The 17,654-nt window shown below is 28.8% G+C and carries 17 protein-coding genes; all 17 read left to right on the top strand.

The annotated features are described in order from the left end of the window. Positions 1-221: 221 nt before the first annotated feature. Positions 222-1,181, top strand: a complete 960-nt coding sequence (locus tag LPB302_RS01120) for a DUF5677 domain-containing protein (RefSeq protein ID WP_053974511.1) — start codon at positions 222-224, stop codon at positions 1,179-1,181. Between the two features lie 4 nt (positions 1,182-1,185). Then, positions 1,186-1,590 carry a hypothetical protein gene (locus LPB302_RS01115; RefSeq protein ID WP_143032709.1) on the top strand — a complete coding sequence of 135 codons (405 nt, stop codon included), beginning with the start codon at positions 1,186-1,188 and terminating at the stop codon, positions 1,588-1,590. 242 nt (positions 1,591-1,832) lie between these two features. Further along, positions 1,833-3,362: an anti-phage protein gene (locus LPB302_RS01110; protein ID WP_053974509.1), complete on the top strand. Its 1,530-nt coding sequence runs from the start codon at positions 1,833-1,835 to the stop codon at positions 3,360-3,362. Positions 3,363-3,509: 147 nt separating this feature from the next. Next, positions 3,510-4,475, top strand: coding sequence for a hypothetical protein (locus LPB302_RS01105; protein WP_053974508.1), 966 nt, complete (start codon positions 3,510-3,512; stop codon positions 4,473-4,475). 227 nt (positions 4,476-4,702) lie between these two features. After that, the gene (locus LPB302_RS01100; protein WP_143032708.1) at positions 4,703-5,488 is read left to right on the top strand and encodes a hypothetical protein; all 786 of its coding nucleotides are present in this window, start codon (positions 4,703-4,705) and stop codon (positions 5,486-5,488) included. 132 nt (positions 5,489-5,620) lie between these two features. Next, positions 5,621-7,669 carry a DUF262 domain-containing protein gene (locus LPB302_RS01095; RefSeq protein WP_053974506.1) on the top strand — a complete coding sequence of 683 codons (2,049 nt, stop codon included), beginning with the start codon at positions 5,621-5,623 and terminating at the stop codon, positions 7,667-7,669. Between the two features lie 141 nt (positions 7,670-7,810). Further along, complete coding sequence (locus LPB302_RS01090; RefSeq protein WP_053974505.1) at positions 7,811-8,530, top strand: SH3 domain-containing protein; 720 nt, start codon at positions 7,811-7,813, stop codon at positions 8,528-8,530. Between the two features lie 162 nt (positions 8,531-8,692). After that, entirely contained in the window at positions 8,693-9,124 is a 432-nt protein-coding gene (locus LPB302_RS01085) for a PH domain-containing protein (protein WP_053974504.1), read from the top strand. A 180-nt stretch (positions 9,125-9,304) separates the two neighbouring features. Then, positions 9,305-9,841, top strand: coding sequence for a hypothetical protein (locus tag LPB302_RS01080; RefSeq protein ID WP_053974503.1), 537 nt, complete (start codon positions 9,305-9,307; stop codon positions 9,839-9,841). 300 nt (positions 9,842-10,141) lie between these two features. Then, positions 10,142-10,660, top strand: coding sequence for a RidA family protein (locus LPB302_RS01075; RefSeq protein ID WP_074613552.1), 519 nt, complete (start codon positions 10,142-10,144; stop codon positions 10,658-10,660). 259 nt (positions 10,661-10,919) lie between these two features. Continuing rightward, a complete protein-coding gene (locus LPB302_RS01070) occupies positions 10,920-11,870 on the top strand; it encodes an SDR family oxidoreductase (RefSeq protein ID WP_053974502.1) in 951 nt (316 codons plus the stop codon). A 9-nt stretch (positions 11,871-11,879) separates the two neighbouring features. Continuing rightward, positions 11,880-12,791 carry a helix-turn-helix domain-containing protein gene (locus LPB302_RS01065; RefSeq protein ID WP_053974501.1) on the top strand — a complete coding sequence of 304 codons (912 nt, stop codon included), beginning with the start codon at positions 11,880-11,882 and terminating at the stop codon, positions 12,789-12,791. 4 nt (positions 12,792-12,795) lie between these two features. Continuing rightward, on the top strand, positions 12,796-13,314 hold the full coding sequence (locus tag LPB302_RS01060) for a hypothetical protein (RefSeq protein ID WP_053974500.1): 519 nt from the start codon (positions 12,796-12,798) through the stop codon (positions 13,312-13,314). Positions 13,315-13,547: 233 nt separating this feature from the next. Continuing rightward, a complete protein-coding gene (locus LPB302_RS01055) occupies positions 13,548-15,221 on the top strand; it encodes a MutS-related protein (RefSeq protein ID WP_053974499.1) in 1,674 nt (557 codons plus the stop codon). Between the two features lie 270 nt (positions 15,222-15,491). After that, positions 15,492-15,875, top strand: a complete 384-nt coding sequence (locus tag LPB302_RS01050) for a hypothetical protein (protein ID WP_143032707.1) — start codon at positions 15,492-15,494, stop codon at positions 15,873-15,875. A 284-nt stretch (positions 15,876-16,159) separates the two neighbouring features. Next, entirely contained in the window at positions 16,160-16,627 is a 468-nt protein-coding gene (locus tag LPB302_RS01045; RefSeq protein WP_053974497.1) for a hypothetical protein, read from the top strand. Between the two features lie 132 nt (positions 16,628-16,759). After that, entirely contained in the window at positions 16,760-17,593 is an 834-nt protein-coding gene (locus LPB302_RS01040; RefSeq protein ID WP_053974496.1) for a VOC family protein, read from the top strand. Positions 17,594-17,654 lie beyond the last annotated feature (61 nt).

The following is a 17,654-nucleotide window of genomic DNA, read 5'->3' as shown; positions in this document are numbered from 1 at the left end:
CTACTGGCAACAATGTATAAAAAACATAGGGCGGTTTAGGCTTAATTTGAAGGTTCGTGCTTCTTTATGAGGTCGCCAAATTTCCAATTTGGCATTTAGAAAAAATTAAAAGCAAAATATGTAAATTTGACTTAGTAATAATCCGAAATGTAGTACTTATACTCTGCCCTACGTTTCTTATACTAACCGTTGCCCACAATTAAAACCAACTTTTCGAAAATATGGAAATTGAAGAATTAAGACGACAATGTAAACACTTTTTTTGGTGTGATACAATTCCTATTTGTCAAGAATTATTGGATGTTTACGCTAACTTTTTCTTCGAGGCAGTAGTTAATCATAATTATGACAAAGTTGATTCACAAGCAGATGCTGACGCAAGAATGGTTTTGCAAATGATGATGACTAAAGTACTACACTTAAAGAATGTACTAAATGGAGTTGATTTTACATCTAAAAAAGGGAAAACATTAAATAATATCATTGACCCAACTATTGTTGCTTCATTAATTCGGAACATCTACGAAACTACAGGTATGTTCAATTTGATTTATCACGAACCAAAAACCAAAGATGAAAAGCAAATTAAATATTTACTTTGGGTTCACGCTGGACTTTCTTATCGAAACAGATTTGATGGAGTAATTACGCTTCAAGAAAATAAAGATAAGATGGAAGATGAATTAAAGCAAATGGAATCAATCCGAAAAGAAATTGAACAAAATCCGCTTTTCCGAAGTATGGATGAAAAAAATCAAGGAAAAATTCGAACAATGATTAAAAAAAAGGATTACTTAATTAAATTCAATGGTAATCAAGTGTCCTTTTTGAGTTGGAGAGAATTAGTAAAAGTAATGGATATTAAAGGTGATAAACTTGACCAAATTTATACTTACTTTTCCCTTTATGCACATCCATCAAACGTCGCTGTTTTTCAATTTAAGGATATGTTTGGTAAAAATGAAAGTGCTTATAAAAATATGGTGATTTTTAATTTACAAACTGCTTTTATGATGTTGAGTATTTTTATTGCTGACTACATTAAAGCTTTTCCAAAAGTATTAAAAACCTATGAAAAAATGGGACTTGTGGAACAAATTGTAATTAACTTTCACAATAGATTAGCGAGAGGTGGAAATTATGACATTAATGAATCTTGGAAAGCAACAGAGGAAATTTAACAATATGGCAGCAGCAGAATTTATAGGAAAATTAGTTTTAGTTGAAACAGTAAAAGCTTCAATTAAAAAATTGATGGAGGAAATTAAACTCATCGGTATGTCTCAAGAAAAAAGAGAAAGATTGTCGGAGGCTTTGACCTCTATTCAATATGCATCTATCGAAACACGAAATTTCATAGACAATAATGGATATGAACCAAATATGGATTTAGCGAAATTATGGAATGTTGCACTTCAAAAATCAATCAACGCTGAATTAAAGGAATTACCAGATTATTTACATAGCAAATCAAAATTTTGGGGCAAACCACAAGATTGGATAAACGAACCAACTTCAATGGAATTAGTTCCAAAATTAAAGTACATTAATGTACAATGTGATTCGTTATTAGTCCAATTGAATAAATAACTGTGGGCAACACCGTATAAACTTTATTGCTAGTTTTAGCTAACTTGGGAAATTCCTTCGGAATTTCGCCATTCGTGTTTTATTTAGTAAATTCATTGCTTAAACCACGCAACAAATCTTATACAAACACGTTGGGCTTAATTCTATACAATTCGAAAATCTAACTAGTATTAAAATATACTTCATTTTTTTTGTAGTACTTTTAAAAAGTAAAATTATAACGTTTAGTAAGGCTTAAAATAATGACAAAAAAAGAATATCTTAATTCAATTGGACTTTCAGCTAATCCTTTTCAACATACTAATGCTGATAAAGAAAGTGATATAATAGATAAATATTTCGTTTCTCCTGATTATTTTGAAGACGTTTGGGGCGACCCTGAAAACCCAGTATCTAATATCGTTTATGCTCCTAGAGGTGCTGGAAAAACTGCACAAAGGGTAATGATTGAAAAAAGAGCTCAACCAATTGACAATATACTTAGTATAACATACACTGAACATGATTTATCTAAATTCAAAAAAATTGAAGATGTAGATTCTAGTTATCATTTAGAGTATTTAAACAGGTTATTGCTTCTTTCCTTTTTTAATAGACTAAATGAATTACATGATTTTCAATACATATATCAATTTTCATATAAAGAAAGACAGTTCATATACAAACTTTGTAGAATATATTTATTTGAAACTCCTGCTTCATTTCCAAATCAAGCAATTAATTCTTTAAAATCTATTGAAGATCATGCTACAGATATCTGGAATAAATTTAGAACTCCATTTGCTGAAGTAATAAAAAAAATAAGTAAGGCAAAAGGAGTAGAAGTTGATATATCTAAAATTGAGTTCGATAAAAAAATTCAATTATCACACAAGGATAATCTATTTAATATTCGTTCATTTTTAGAAAGAGTAGGTATTGATACAATTTATGTTTTAGTAGATAAAGTAGATGAATTAAGTTTGACTGGTAATAACCCAAAAGCTAGTTACCTTTTTATCTCACAAATTATACGCGATTTAGAATTATTAGAAACACCTGGAATGGGTTTTAAATTTTTCCTTTGGGATGAATTAAAACAATATTGTGCAAAAGATGCAAGACCAGATAGAGTATATAGTTATCAATTAAAATGGACAGTTAAGCAAATAAGAGTAATGCTTAATAAAAGATTATCTGTTTTTAGTAATGGAAAAATCAAAGACGCATCTGCCCTTTTTGAAAAAAAAGAGAGCTTTGGAAGAGTCATTGTCTTTTCCGAATTTTCTCCAAGAGACTGCATAAGAATATGCAACAGAATATTATCTGAACAATTAAAAGAAAACCCAAATTCTTTAAAATTCCAACCTCATATAGTTAATAGAGCAATTGATATGTTTTGTAAAGAAAAAGTTGAGGAAATAATATTAAACCAAAGTAACTTAAGGCATTTAACAAAAATAAATGCTGTTTCATTTACAATTGAAGAATTAGTAACGAAAAAAGTAGCAGCTGATTCCCCTGCAATTAGGAATATAATTTTACCATGGACTAAATCAGAACTTTTAAAAAAAATAGGATTAGTAAAAAGAAAATCAAAGAAAGCAGTTAACGAATATGCTTTTTCAGATATTAGAATGGCTAGATATGCAAACCCATCTTTAGACTTAGATTCCTTTATTAAGAATAAGATTAGAAGATGTGTTGTTTCTGAATGCAAAACTTTTGCTTACAGGGATTTTGATAAAAAACATTATAATTGTTTAGAATGTAATACACATTTAATAAACTAAGCCCAACAACGTGTATAATTAATTGCTACTGATGGTTAAGAAGAAGATTTATTCTCACAATTTACTATATTAGTTCATTGGAAAAACAAAACTGATTTTCCGCAACTAATCATACACGAACACGTTAGCAAATATTCCCAAAAAAAAATGAAAGGACTGAAATTAACTTTTAATAGTTCAGATTTTCCGAAAATTTTAATTGATGAGACTTTCTTCAAAATCAAATCTAATTTTGACTTTAAGAATGAAAAGTTTAATTATTCAGATGTAGAAAAAGTGAGTCATCATATTTTTGAAAAAAATGGAATCTTAAAAATTAAAATGAAAAATGGAGAAGAATTTTCTTTTGAAACATCTTCAGAACCTAATGACTATTTTGAAAATGCTTTGGAATTAATTAAAGCAGAGATTGACCCAAATTACAAAATGAATACTTATGTAGCACCAGAGCATAATAATCATCCAGAACTTCACCAAATAGAACTTGATTTTAATGAATTTGCTATGTTAAATCTAAATCTGCCTGAAATCAGTTTTAATATACCTAAAGGAGAATCATTAGTTATAGAAATAGATTTAGAATTTGAAGTTGACAATAATGGAAAACCAAAAAATATAAAGCTATCGAAACATAGAAATCCTATTCCTAGAACATCCAATAATAATAAAGACTTAATTAAAACTGATAGTGAGGTATTTGTAAAAAACGCAGTTAAATTGATTGAAGGTTTTAAAGACTGGAAACCTTATACTTATAATGGTAAGTATGTGGAAAAATCTTTTCATAAAACAATATATTTCACTTATCATTCTAAATATTTTATTGACAATAAATCTTATATTTTAAACCCTGATTTAAGAGCAAGTTTTGACAAGGAAAGTGAATTATATCAAAGAATTATAAAATGCAAATATGGTTGTGATGGGATAATAAATGTTTGCTGTATAGTAGATAAAAATGGAAAACTAATAGATATTAATATAATTAGTCAATCTGGAAAAATTAGTTCAGAAATGGCAATTTCCGAATTGAAAAAACTAGGACAATTGAAACCTGCACTTAAGGACAATAATCCTGTGGAATCTCAATTAGACATAATGATTTATATATAAAAAACATTTGCTAACACCGTATAAAAATAATGCTTAGTTTAGTGCTTAATCAAAGGTTAGTGCGTTTTGCTAGCTTCTGATTTTCCTTCGGAAAATCCTCGCACACAAAACCGCACTATTCTTATACAATCACGTTGTGTGCAATTAACCCAAACCAACAAACTTTGAGAAAAAGTCTACTATTTTTATTACTACTATTCATAATTCAATCTTGTCAATCTGACCTTTTGACTGATAACAAACCTCTCATTAAGAAAATCGACAAATTGAATTTTAGCAAAACGACATTTGAAGTTTCAATCGATGATAACGAAAACATTATTGATACAATTTCAATTGTCAAAACTAAAACTGATGATAACGAAAAAATCCTTTACACATTAAAAGAATATTTTCCTAAAGTAGACGGACAACCAATACAACAAAGTTATTTTCGCAATAATGAAGATTTGTTTTATCAAGAAACCAGAATAAATGAAGAATTTAAATCAATCTTTCAAACCTTTGTTAATAAAGACAATGAAATTGTCAACGCTCAAATGATAAGTATCGCTTCTGAAAGTACAAATGACACAATCTCTATGAAATATGACTACAAATATGATAGTGATGGAAAAAAAGAAAGTTTATTTATAACATCTAAAACAGATTCTATAAATTCTCTGGACTATACAGAATATAATAAAAAAGGGAAACCTGTACTCGGATATTTAATATTTGATAATGACACTTTGCAAAGACGAAAAATGAAATACCTAAATGGAAAAATGATTGAATCAACTTTTGAATTCAAAGAGCCATTTAGAATTACAATTACTACTTATGATAGTAACGAAAAAATAAAATCTGAAATACTATATTTAAAAATAAATGACACGATAAAAAAAGTATCGGAATCTACTTATGATAATAGTAAATATGAAAATACGGAATTGATAATCACGAAAAACATTCTGAAAGACACAATAACGAAAAAGAAAAAAATAACTGCACACAACAACGTGTATAATTAATTGCTTTTTACGTGCTTACTTGCGAAAATTCCTGCGGAATTTTCTCTGGTCCGTAAAAGTTTGTTAACTTAGTTGCTAAACCACGCAACTAACCATACACAAACACGTTGCCAATAATTAGAAAAAGAAATCATGTACGAAATCCGACCAGAATCATTAAAAAGCTTTATAGAAGATACTAACATTAAACTTCCAAGATTTCAGAGAAAACAAACTTGGGATGACAAAAAGAACTTTCAACTATGTATTAGTATATTTAAAGAGTACCCTCTAGGAGTAAGTATTCTAAATGTGGAAGATAATGGTGGTTTAAAAACAAGATGGTTGTTAGATGGTAGACAAAGAAGAAATGCTCTTACTAAATTCTACCGAGACCCTGAAAATGTTTATTTATGGGCAAAAAAATTCATAGGCTTAAAAGCAACTGATCAACTACTCGATATTGATGAAAAGTTTTGGAAAAAAATCAATGAATATCTTGAAGAAGATGAATTAAATGAAGAAGTTGATGAAAATTCAAATTCTGAATATATTGGTGTTGAAAATTTAGATCAAGATGAATTGAATGAAACCGAACAAAAATATGACAAATCTAAAACAGGACTCGAATTATTATTACATATAATAAAATTAACGCATAACAAATCCACTAAATATAGTGGCTTCACTAGACCTTTTGATTTCACAAAAGAAATCCCAAATTTACCATATTCAATTGTTAATGAAAATGGAAAAAAAGTTTTAAGTTCTTTAAAATTAAAATCATTTATTAGTGAATACAAGAATTACTGCTCAAATGATAGCCTAGATTACACATTAGAAGAAAGTTTTGAACAATTCATGAAATATAGATTTTCTTTTGACGATAAAACTCAAAGAAATATTGAATTAAAAATATCACAGCGATGGGATAATATATTCGAGAGAATTGACATATTAGACAAAATAAACAATCTTTACTTAAATTCAAAAATAGGTTTAATCGAAGTTAAAAATTTAAAATCTGTTGATGCTCAGAAAATATTTAATATAATTAACTCTGAAGGAACAAAACTCTCTGCTGTAGAAATCCTTTCTGCAAAGCCGAGTTGGAACGTAGTTATAAAAAACCCGAACGAACCTCAAATTAATGCAATAAAAGACCTTTATAAGACAATTAATGTAATAAATGAAGATATCGTAAAATGGGATTTACCGGCAACATTATTAAATAGGATAGAGTATTGTAATTTATTTTTTAAGGAATTTAATGAAAACTCAAAAACTGATTTTTCAAAATCAATTACTTTAGGGTTTAAAATATTAGCAGGTAAATATCAAAATGGAGTTACAAAAGATGATATTGACAAATTAGGTAGGAACAAAAACATCCATTGGGAATCTGAATTTGAAGAATTTGTCGGTGATCTAAATACAGTATCTAAATTAATTTTAAGTTCAGATTATTTTAAGTATTTAAAATCTTGGAAATTTTCAATTATTACTCAACTAAGTGATGCAATATCTATAAATTTCATTTTATTAACTTATAAAGATTGGGTTAGAAAAGGTAAACCAATTGGAAATGATTTGAGAGTTAAACAACTACAAAAAAATGCATTTAGCATACTGGACAATTCAATATATGAATATGTGACAAAAATTTGGAGAGGTTCGAGTGATTCAAAAATTTCGAGAAACTTAGCTGAATTTAATAATCAACACGACATTATTAAGCCAATTTCGGATAATAAATGGAATTCTCTACTAAATGAAATTTTAGAAGACTCAACAATTGATGGTAATCCAATAAATCAAGGATTGGTTCAACCCATTCTTTATCATTTTTATGCAATATCAAAAATTCAGGGACCAGATACTAATTATAAGATTGAAGTAGATCATATTATACCACAATCATTGTTTAAAGCATCAACAATTGAAAACAAAGAAGTAATTGTTCATAATATATTTAATTTAGCTTTACTACCGAAAGATGAAAATGTCAGTAAGAGTAATAAAAAACTTACAGAAATCACAAATGAATGGTTGATAGATGAGATAAAAAAGTATGAATTTATTGACCTTTCAGATTTCAGAAAATACTCCGACTTAAATAATCTTAATGAACTTAAAGAGCTTAGAGGTGAGATTATTTTAAATGCATTTAAAGATAAACGTAATAACATACTGAACAATTAACTATTGGCAACAACGTATATAAAAAATTGCTGCACAGCTACTCTGTTGAAAAATTGGGTATTTTTATAAAAAACAAAATACTATGAAAATTAGCGTTCCAAAAAACGCAACTTTTCATATACAAAAACGTTGCCAACAATTATGAAAAAGATATTTTTACTTACAATATTAATTTTTGGAATTATATCCTGTTCTTCTGGACAAAAAGCGAATGAAAAAGAATGTTTTTATGTAATAAACGTTTTAGGTGCTGAATTATATGAAAAACCTTCATTGGATTCGAAAGTAATTCGAAAAATTAAGGTTGGTGAGAAAATTATTGCGAAAGAGATTCTGAAAACTGATCAATCAAAGAAAATAGGAGATGACTTTTATCTTGGTGGAAGTTTTATTAAAATTCAAAGCGAATCAATTAAAGGTTTTGTTTTTAGTTCTGACTTGACGAAAATAAAACCATTATTGAGAGAAGTTCAAAAGAGCATTATAATTCCTGATATTGATGGGAAAGAAAAAAGTAAACGAATTGAAAAACGAATTGAAAAATTTGACAATAAAGAATATGAAATTGAGGATGAAATAACGGAATTTGAAAATGTGACTTATACTTATACTGCATTCAATGGTTGTTTTGACCACATTTATGTGTATAAGAATTTGACATTGAATGAAGTATATCATCAATTAACAGTTAATAGCGTAGTAATTAACGAAACCAAAGATGGAAACTTTATAGAGATTCCACGTTTTACAGAAAAGAAAGGAAATGAATATCTGTTTGAAGGTGAAGGAGCAACACAAGATTTGAAAATTATTGTAAATAAAGATGGAACATTTACGATTTCATCATATGATTGTACATAAAAAACTGTAGGCAACACCGTATATAATTTATTGCTAGTTCTAGCCTACTTACGAAAATCCTCGCGGATTTTCTATTCGGTTTTTATTTACTAAATTAAGTGCTTAAAACACGCAACAAACAATATACAAACACGTTGTAAGCAAGCTAAAAATGAACTACATATGAAATTTAAAAGTAGGAAAAATATAGTATTTAAATTAATGACTTTATTTTTTTTCGGAATTTCAAGTTTTTCTATTTATCGAATTTTCTCTGGAGGAATTGAAAATTATGAATTTGAAATGGCTGAAATACTCTTATTATTATGTACTTTATATATTTTGTGGACATATTTTGGAACACAATACGAACTAAACAAAACGGAATTAATATATAAATCTGGACTAATTAGAGGGAAAATAAAAATTGAAAGTATAAATGAGGTAGAAACAAATAAAAATGTTTGGTATGGAATAAGACCTGCAACTGCAATAAATGGAATATTAGTAAAATATAAAAAATATGATGATGTTTTTATTAGTCCGAAAAATGAAGAAAAATTCGTTTCAAAATTATTGGAATTGAATAATAAAATAAATATTTCAAAGAACTGAAAAGTAGAAATATAAAAGCCTGCTTACAACAACGTGTATAATTAATTGCTTTTAATCGCTTACTTGGGAAAATCCTACGGATTTTCTGCCATTCGCTTTCTATTTATTATCTTTATTCTCAGCCAACGCAACTAATCATAACACAAACACGTTGCTATTCATAGTGAAAACTATTAAAAAATGAATATTTTCGAAAACCTGTTAAAAAAATATCCTGAAATAAAGGATCAAATTGATCTCTTTGAAGAAACAATTTCAGATCAAACTTATTTATCCGAATCACAAATAAGAATAATAGCCTGGGCTTCTTGTGCACAACTAAAGCATGTAGAAATTAAAAAAATTATAGAAAATAAAATTGGAAAGCTTACAACCGAGGAGGAAAAGATAGTTTTAATTGCTTCTTCACGAATGAGTATAACAAATCCATATTTTATGGGAAGAAACGTTCATTCAGTAAAAGCAGGAGGTACTTTGGACGTTTTAAACTTACGTCAATTTATGGCGTTAAAAATTTATGATGTTGTTGCTTATCATTATGCCTGTATCTCGTTTTCCCTTTTAAATGCTGGATATATGTGCTTTGATAGTCATATTACTTCTTTAGAGAGACTTCAACAAAATCCTGAAGCCATTGACCAAGCTATGAAATTAACGGTTTCTATAGCTTCTATTCGCCAATTAATATCTAATGAATCAATTTTAAATTTAGAATAACAAATTTCTAAAGCCAACGAAATGGCAACATCGTATAAAATTAATGCGGGTGTTTCTAGCTTAACTTAAAGATTCTCGCCTATTTGCTATGTCGCTTATAACTATTTAATTATTTTTAGGTCACCAAGATAAAAACACAATTAATTATAAGCTTAGCGTAGCTTCAATAAATCTTGTCGATTTTTATATCCCACACTAATCTTATACAAACACATTGTGCTTCATACTGAAAAACGAAACGGATATTAAAAACGGGAAAGCCGAAAACCGACTAAAGTAGGCTATAAATAATTAAAAATAATGAAAAAACTAACTAACCGATTGACTTTACTCGCAATACTTTTTGCATTCGCTTTTGGATTCCAAAGTTGTGAACAAAAACAAAAGGAAGAAACTAAAGAGGTGGAAAAAGAAATAATTATTGAATCCGAAAAACCTGAATATTTTCTCCTGCGTCCAGAAGTAGAAAAAGCATACGGATATTCACACGCTGTGAAAATTGGAAACGACATCAAAATATCTGGTGCAGTAAGTATGGACAATGAAGGAAATCCAACAGCTGTTGGAGATATAGAACAGCAGATGAAAAACTGTTATGCTGATTTAGAAAAAATATTAAAACACTTTGGTTGCACATTTGACGATGTTGTAAAAGAAGATATTTTTACAACTGATATGGCTCAAATGCTTGAAAAATCAGCATATCGTGCTGAAATTTATAAAAATGGATTTCCGACTGGTTCTTGGCTTGAAGTAAAAGGATTAGCATTACCTGAATTTATGATTGAAATCGAACTTGAAGTACATAAATCGGAATAAAAAGTACGAAAGCACAACAATGTATAACCGCAATTACGGCGGATTCGACTACGTCCGAATCCACTCGGAATTACTAACGCCTGTGCTAAACCGAAAAGTCTGTGTATATTAACCCGTAACTGACGGTTATACGAGACCGTTGTGTGTAATTACCACTCATACCAAAAAGTATACAACATTTGAAAATCCGTATAAGGAATTAAGACTACTACTACCCGACCTTTGTCTTATAATTTTAATCTTAAAAAAAATAGACAAAATGAATACAAATCGATTTGGTAAAAAAGGTTGGACACCAGATAGAATTGAAAAATTAAATGGTAAAACATACGTCATTACAGGAACTACAAGCGGAACAGGATTTGAAGCAGCGAAAATATTGCTATCAAAAGGAGCTAAAGTTGTAATGCTTAATAGGAATCCTAAAAAAGCAGAAGTCACCATTGCTTCATTGAAACAAGAATTGGGTAACGATATTGATGTAATTAACATTCAAATGGACTTATCCGAACAAACCTCTGTAAAAAAAGCTACTGAAAAAGTTATAAAAACAGTTCATCAAATCGATGCACTTATTTGCAATGCAGCAATTGCACAAGTACCTAAACAAACATTAACAGTAGATGGGTGGGAGAGTCAAATGGGAACGAATTACTATGGGAATTTTACGCTTCAAGCATTATTGTTCCCACTTGTTGAGAAATCCAAAGGACGAATTGTAACGGTAGGAAGTTTGGGATATGATATGGGAATTAAAACCATCAAATTTGACGATTTGAATTGGAATAAAGATTACACGCCTAATAATGCATATAGTCAAAGTAAACTGGCGCAGATAATGTCTATGTACGAATTACAAGATAGATTAAAAGAAGCTGGGAAAACAGATGTTAAAGCTTACGCTTGTCATCCTGGTTCTTCAAGAACCAACTTAATAAATTCAAGTGGTAGCTTTATGATGAAATTCATCTTTAATCTAATGAAATTGTCGCCATTAACACAATCAGCTGAAAAAGGTGCTTATCCGCAATTGATGTGTGCCACAGAACCTAATTTAGACCAAAGTAGTTTTTATGGTCCTACAGGAAGAAATAATTGGACGGGTCCAGTTGGACCACATAAATTAGAATCGCACGCAAAAGATAAAATCGTATCAAAAAAATTATGGGAACTTTCGGAAAAAGAAACAGGTATAAAATGGAATATCTAAATTTGTATTATGCAACATTTTAAAACAGTATCATCCTATTTAGATTATTTGGAACTGCCGAGACCAGAACACCCTATGTTGAGTGTTTTCAACTCAAAAGGGGATGGATTTCTACCTTGTCCAAAAGAAAGTTCACCACCAATTACAAACGATTGCTATTCCATTAGCTTAAAGAAATTTGTAAAAGGCGACTTAAACTACGGACGAACAAAATATGATTTTACCAATGGAGCGTTAATTTTCATTGCTCCAAGGCAAATTCTACAATGGGACAGTAGCGTGGTTTTTGAGCGAAAAGGCTTTTCAATAAACTTCCACGAAGATTTTTTAAAAGGAACAGAATTAGCACAACAAATAAAAAAATACGGTTTCTTTTCCTATTCAGTAAATGAAGCATTACATCTTTCGCCAAAAGAAGAAAAGCAAATAGAATCTATAGTTGCAAATATTGAAATAGAATACCAGAACAATCAAGATGAATTTAGCAAAGAAATTATCATTTCTCAATTAAGTACGCTTTTTAAGTATTCCAATCGATTTTATGAAAGACAGTTTTTGAATAGAAAAGAATTATCAAATAACTTGTTGGAGCGATTTAATCTACTATTGTCTGAATATTTTGAATTAGGACAGCTACAAGAAAAAGGTATTCCAAACATAAAACAAATAGCTAATAAAATGTCAGTTTCTCAACGCTATTTAAGTGATACACTTAAAAAAGAAACAGGAAAAACGACTACCGAACATTTACACTTGCGTTTAATTGATGAAGCAAAAAATATTTTATTGAAACCGAATAAAAGTATTTCAGAAGTAGCTTATGAGTTGGGGTTCGAATACCCACAATATTTTTCAAGATTATTTAAAAAGAAAGAAGGTATAAGTCCAACGGAATACAGAGAAAAATATAAATTAAATTAAAATTATGGATATATTAAAAACGGCAACAGACTGGGCAAAATCCGAATTATTCTCAACTCCATTTTTCATTCTTTTCGGAATTGTATTTATTTCAGCAAGTATAGGATTTTGGCAACTTGGAAAAACAGATGTAGCAAGAGCATACATAATTCCGACTGTGGTATCAGGTGTTCTGCTTATAACCATAGGACTTGGATTATTTTTCACCAATAAGTCAAGGATTACACAATTTGAAACTGCTTACAATAAAGATATTTCCACATTCATAGAATCAGAAATCATTCGTACCGAAGCAACTCTTAAAGAATATAATACAATAGTTTTTAAGACTATTCCGATTATAATCATTGTAGCAGCCTTGTCAATTATTTTTATTAATACACCAACTTGGCGTGCAATTAGTATCACAACGATTGCTATGCTAATTGTTATCTTATTAATAGATGGAACCGCCTATTCAAGAATTGATACCTACCATAAGGAGTTGAAATTGGTTGATATAGAAAATGAAATCAAAAACTAACTACACACAACCCCGTGTATAATTAATTGCTTGGGTCTGTATGTACTCGGAAAATTATACGGATTTCCCTAAGGTTCGTTTCCTTTTACTAACTTAGTTCCTAGTCAACTCAACACATCATCACACGAACACATTGCCAGTAATGTAAAAAACACCTTGTTAAAATTAATCAAATGAACAATAAACTGAACATTTTTTGTAACATTAAATAGAAATCCTACACTAATTGTTTAATGATTAAAGACATAATTTTTCGAATTAAATACACTTTTTCTCAAATAAAATTCAATAGAAAAAAAGAGTTAAATCAAAGGTTAAAAGAATCATTTGGAAAACTGAAAGATGATTCCTTTGACTTTGAAGCCATTGAAAAATACTTCAGAAAAAAAGATAATTCAAAAGCACATCAAGTATTATCAGACAAAACCTGTAACGACTTGGATTTTGATGACTTATTTATGTTTCTTGACCGAACTAATTCAAAAGTTGGTCAACAATACTTTTACAATAATCTTCGGACAATAAAAGTAAATGAAAAGCAAACCAAACTGAACGAAGAAATAATAACTGAATTATCGAAAAATCCAGAATTAAGAGTTTCGGTTCAAAAAAAGTTTGAAAAACTAAAACATAAAGATGCCTACTACATAACTACATTATTTCAAGACGAGCATATTAAGCCACCAAAATGGTTTTTTGTTATAAAATTATTGTCGTTAACAAGTTTATTTTCATTGATTTTCGCCTTTTTCGACCCTAAATTTTTTATAGTTTTATTAGGCGTCTTCTGTGTGAATTTTGTATTACATTATTGGAATAAAAATAATTTAATTCAGTATGTAAATTCAATTCCACAACTTTTAAGGCTTAATAATGTGGCTTCTCATTTATTTACCAACTCATTGTTTAAAAAGATAAATCCTGACTTACCAAAGTCCATCAAATTAATAAATGAAGTTAAAAATAGAATGTCATTTTTTTCACTTGAAGCCAAACTTCAAGGAGAATTTGAAATCATAGCTTGGTTTGTATTTGAGATCTTTAAAACAATGTTTTTGCTTGAGCCCTTATTATTATTTGGAGTTTTAAAAAGGTTAAATAACAAAAGAGGCGACATAGAAAATGTCTTTAAATTTGTTGGGCATATTGATATGCTAATTTCAATAGCGTCTTTAAGAAACGGAGTTAAAACATTCTGTTTACCAATTATTAATGATGGAGATAAAATCATTGTTGAAGAGATCAGTCATCCTTTAATTTTTAATTGCACAACTAACAGCATAAAAATATCTGAAAAATCCATACTTCTTACAGGTTCAAATATGTCTGGAAAAACGTCTTTTATTCGTGCAATTGGACTAAATGTTATAACTGGATTTACAATTAATACTTGTTTTGCAAAATCAATGACTTTTCCTTTGTTAAAAGTGTTTTCGGCTATCAGAATAAGTGATGATTTAATGAATGACAAAAGTTATTATTTTGAAGAAGTATTAACCATTAAAGAAATGCTTAATGAGAGTGCAAAAGGAAATAAAAACTTATTTCTTTTAGATGAAATATTTAAAGGTACAAATACAATAGAGCGTATTTCTGCTGGGAAATCTATTCTATCTGCTTTAACAAAGAATAATAATAAAATATTGGTTTCAACTCACGACATAGAATTGACAGATATGCTTTCTAACGAATATGAGCTGTATCACTTCAGCGAAACAGTAAACGAGAAAACAGTAGGTTTTGATTACAAACTGAAAGAAGGAAAACTAAGAAATAGAAATGCAATTAGAATACTTGAAATTAATAATTACCCAAAAGAAGTTGTGAAGGAAGCAATCGAATTAGCAAAAGAATTAGATAAAACATATGTAGCAAAAAACACTACTGGCAACACCGTTTATAATTAATTGCTGGTTCGCCTACTTGCGAAAATTCCTGCGGAATTCTATCGGATTCGTAAATGTTTGTTAACTTACTTGGGCAACCACGCAACTAAGAATAAACAAATACGTTGTAAACAATTTAAGAAATGTAATAAAGCATTCATATTACAAGGAAGAATTTTAACGATTTAACTGAAACCGAACTTGACGAACAAACTCAAAACCCAAATTCTGAATTAACAGAATGGGCTCGAAAAAGTGTGATTAAAAAAGAGGTTAAGAAAAACCGAAAAAATGAAAAGAATAGCAATTAAAATTAGCGGAGTTTTAATCGTACTAATTTTTATTTTACAGTGCAATGGAAACATACCTTTGATGAAGAATGATATTGCAGGTATCTATATTAATAAAAATTATCAAAAGAAAATCTGTTGCATTGAATCACCTCATAAACCAGACACTTTAACTCTGAAACTTGATAGAACATTATCAAGTAATTTTTTTGGAGTTGGAACTTACAAAGTCAATTACGGAATATTTGAAACTGAAATTGAACTACATTATGAAAATAGAAACGGAAAAGCTGGACACTATACTTATTTTGTAAATAGATTATTTGAACAACCAAAAATCATAATGAATGCCGATACAAATCATTATTTCCAAAAAATGGAATAGATTGGCTAAAAATGAAAACAAAAAAACTGTTTACAACACCGTATAAAATGGATTGTTTGGTACATGTATACTTACGAAAATCCTTTCGGACTTTCTATCTGTGTTTTATTTGCTAACTTTAGTGCTTAAACACGCAACGAAATGATACACAAAAACGTTGTATCTATTTACGGACTGAAAAAACTATGAAATCAAAAATCGGAATTGGATTAATTATTTTATCATTTATAATTTGCCTAAATCCATATTTTTTAATTTTTATAACTTGTAGAAAATAACATCACATGAAAAAGCTATTATTTTTTGTTTTAAGCATCTTGTTTTTCAATGTAACCCTGTCACAAAACAAGGCACTTAAAATAACCAACTTAAAAACCAATAAAGAAAAGGTTATCAAAGAAAATAAAAGAATACAACTAAAAACTTTTGATGGAGAAAAAATTAGTGGTCGTTTTAAATTAGAAAACAATAACATAATTATTAATAACTCTGAGATAAATTTAGCCGATATTGAAGAGTTGAAACGAGATCCTCTTCTAACATCTCTACTTACCTCTGGGTTTCTTATTTATGTAGGTTCTGTAACAGCTGGTTTAGGAGTTTTAATTGGTGTATTGGTAGATTCTACAGCTTATTGGTTGGTTTTACCTGCAGCAGGAATGATATATGCAGGAATAAAATCGCCAAATATTAATAAAAATCATAAAATAGAGAAAGGTTGGAAATTCGAAATAATAAATACCTCTAATTAAAACAATTACTATATTTAAGTAATTACTGCTACTACTCCACTTACGAATTTAGCATAGTAATTAATTGATTTGCTTCTACTTTACTAACTTAGTTCTTTAAACTACCACATGGAAAATGAATAGCATATTAAAATGAAACTTTTTTACAAACTTGTAGTCTTAGTTTTAGTATTTAATTTATACGCTTGTAAAGACAAAAAAAATACAATAAAGCCAATTGAAATAAGTAAAAATGTTTCAAGTGACTTAGAACTTGATCATTTTAACATCTGGGTTAAACAACCAGAAAAAGCTAAAAATAAACTTAGAGAAATTGGGTTTACAGCTGTACCTGACTCACTTTCAGCAGTGCATATAGGCCAGGGTACTTCTGGTAGATATTTTCGTTTTTTAAATAGCTATCTCGAATTCATTTTTGTCTACGACCAAAATGAATTAGAACAAAACAATGAAAAGAATAAAGATTTAGACTTTACAAAAAGAGCCAACTTTAATAAAAATGGAGCATCTCCTTTTAGCCTAGCTCTTAAAGTAAAAGGCTATTACATAGAAAAAATACCTTTTAAAAAAGTTGCTTATCATCAAGATTGGATGGATGAGCATATGAATATATATGCAGCCAAAAACTCAAACATAGAACTTAAAGAGCCTTCAATTTTTGTGGTTTACCCAGAAATGGAATTCGAAAGGTTTGAAACGTTATCTGATTTAAAGAATATTCCTGAAGAACACGCAATTTGGAGGACGTTCTATAAACATCCTAATGGAGCAAAAAAAATAACTAAAATTGAAATTACTTCAGATAATTTAAACACGAATACTGCAACCATTAAGGCTGTAAATGAAATTGAAAATTTAACAGTTAAAAAAGGTAAAGAACATTTAATGAAACTCTATTTTGACAATAATTTTCAAGGAAAATCTTTTGATTTAAGACCAGATTTGCCATTAATTATATATTTATAATCTAAAAAAACTAGTACTACCCTACTTACAAAAACCAGTAATAATTTTCTATTTCGCCTAA

Source organism: Polaribacter dokdonensis (assembly GCF_024362345.1).
Classification (GTDB): Bacteria; Bacteroidota; Bacteroidia; order Flavobacteriales; family Flavobacteriaceae; genus Polaribacter; species Polaribacter dokdonensis.
Note: the sequence above shows the minus strand (reverse complement) of the source record. Positions and strands in the feature narration are given on the sequence as shown.

Bases quoted from the DNA above. Each gene is read 5' to 3' on its own strand.
- LPB302_RS01055 (WP_053974499.1), top strand. From the start codon at position 13,548: ATGATTAAAGACATAATTTTTCGAATTAAATACACTTTTTCTCAAATA.
- LPB302_RS01060 (WP_053974500.1), top strand. From the start codon at position 12,796: ATGGATATATTAAAAACGGCAACAGACTGGGCAAAATCCGAATTATTC.
- LPB302_RS01120 (WP_053974511.1), top strand. From the start codon at position 222: ATGGAAATTGAAGAATTAAGACGACAATGTAAACACTTTTTTTGGTGT.
- LPB302_RS01105 (WP_053974508.1), top strand. From the start codon at position 3,510: ATGAAAGGACTGAAATTAACTTTTAATAGTTCAGATTTTCCGAAAATT.
- LPB302_RS01065 (WP_053974501.1), top strand. From the start codon at position 11,880: ATGCAACATTTTAAAACAGTATCATCCTATTTAGATTATTTGGAACTG.
- LPB302_RS01070 (WP_053974502.1), top strand. From the start codon at position 10,920: ATGAATACAAATCGATTTGGTAAAAAAGGTTGGACACCAGATAGAATT.
- LPB302_RS01095 (WP_053974506.1), top strand. From the start codon at position 5,621: ATGTACGAAATCCGACCAGAATCATTAAAAAGCTTTATAGAAGATACT.
- LPB302_RS01080 (WP_053974503.1), top strand. From the start codon at position 9,305: ATGAATATTTTCGAAAACCTGTTAAAAAAATATCCTGAAATAAAGGAT.
- LPB302_RS01085 (WP_053974504.1), top strand. From the start codon at position 8,693: ATGAAATTTAAAAGTAGGAAAAATATAGTATTTAAATTAATGACTTTA.
- LPB302_RS01115 (WP_143032709.1), top strand. From the start codon at position 1,186: ATGGCAGCAGCAGAATTTATAGGAAAATTAGTTTTAGTTGAAACAGTA.
- LPB302_RS01110 (WP_053974509.1), top strand. From the start codon at position 1,833: ATGACAAAAAAAGAATATCTTAATTCAATTGGACTTTCAGCTAATCCT.
- LPB302_RS01050 (WP_143032707.1), top strand. From the start codon at position 15,492: ATGAAAAGAATAGCAATTAAAATTAGCGGAGTTTTAATCGTACTAATT.
- LPB302_RS01075 (WP_074613552.1), top strand. From the start codon at position 10,142: ATGAAAAAACTAACTAACCGATTGACTTTACTCGCAATACTTTTTGCA.
- LPB302_RS01090 (WP_053974505.1), top strand. From the start codon at position 7,811: ATGAAAAAGATATTTTTACTTACAATATTAATTTTTGGAATTATATCC.
- LPB302_RS01040 (WP_053974496.1), top strand. From the start codon at position 16,760: ATGAAACTTTTTTACAAACTTGTAGTCTTAGTTTTAGTATTTAATTTA.
- LPB302_RS01045 (WP_053974497.1), top strand. From the start codon at position 16,160: ATGAAAAAGCTATTATTTTTTGTTTTAAGCATCTTGTTTTTCAATGTA.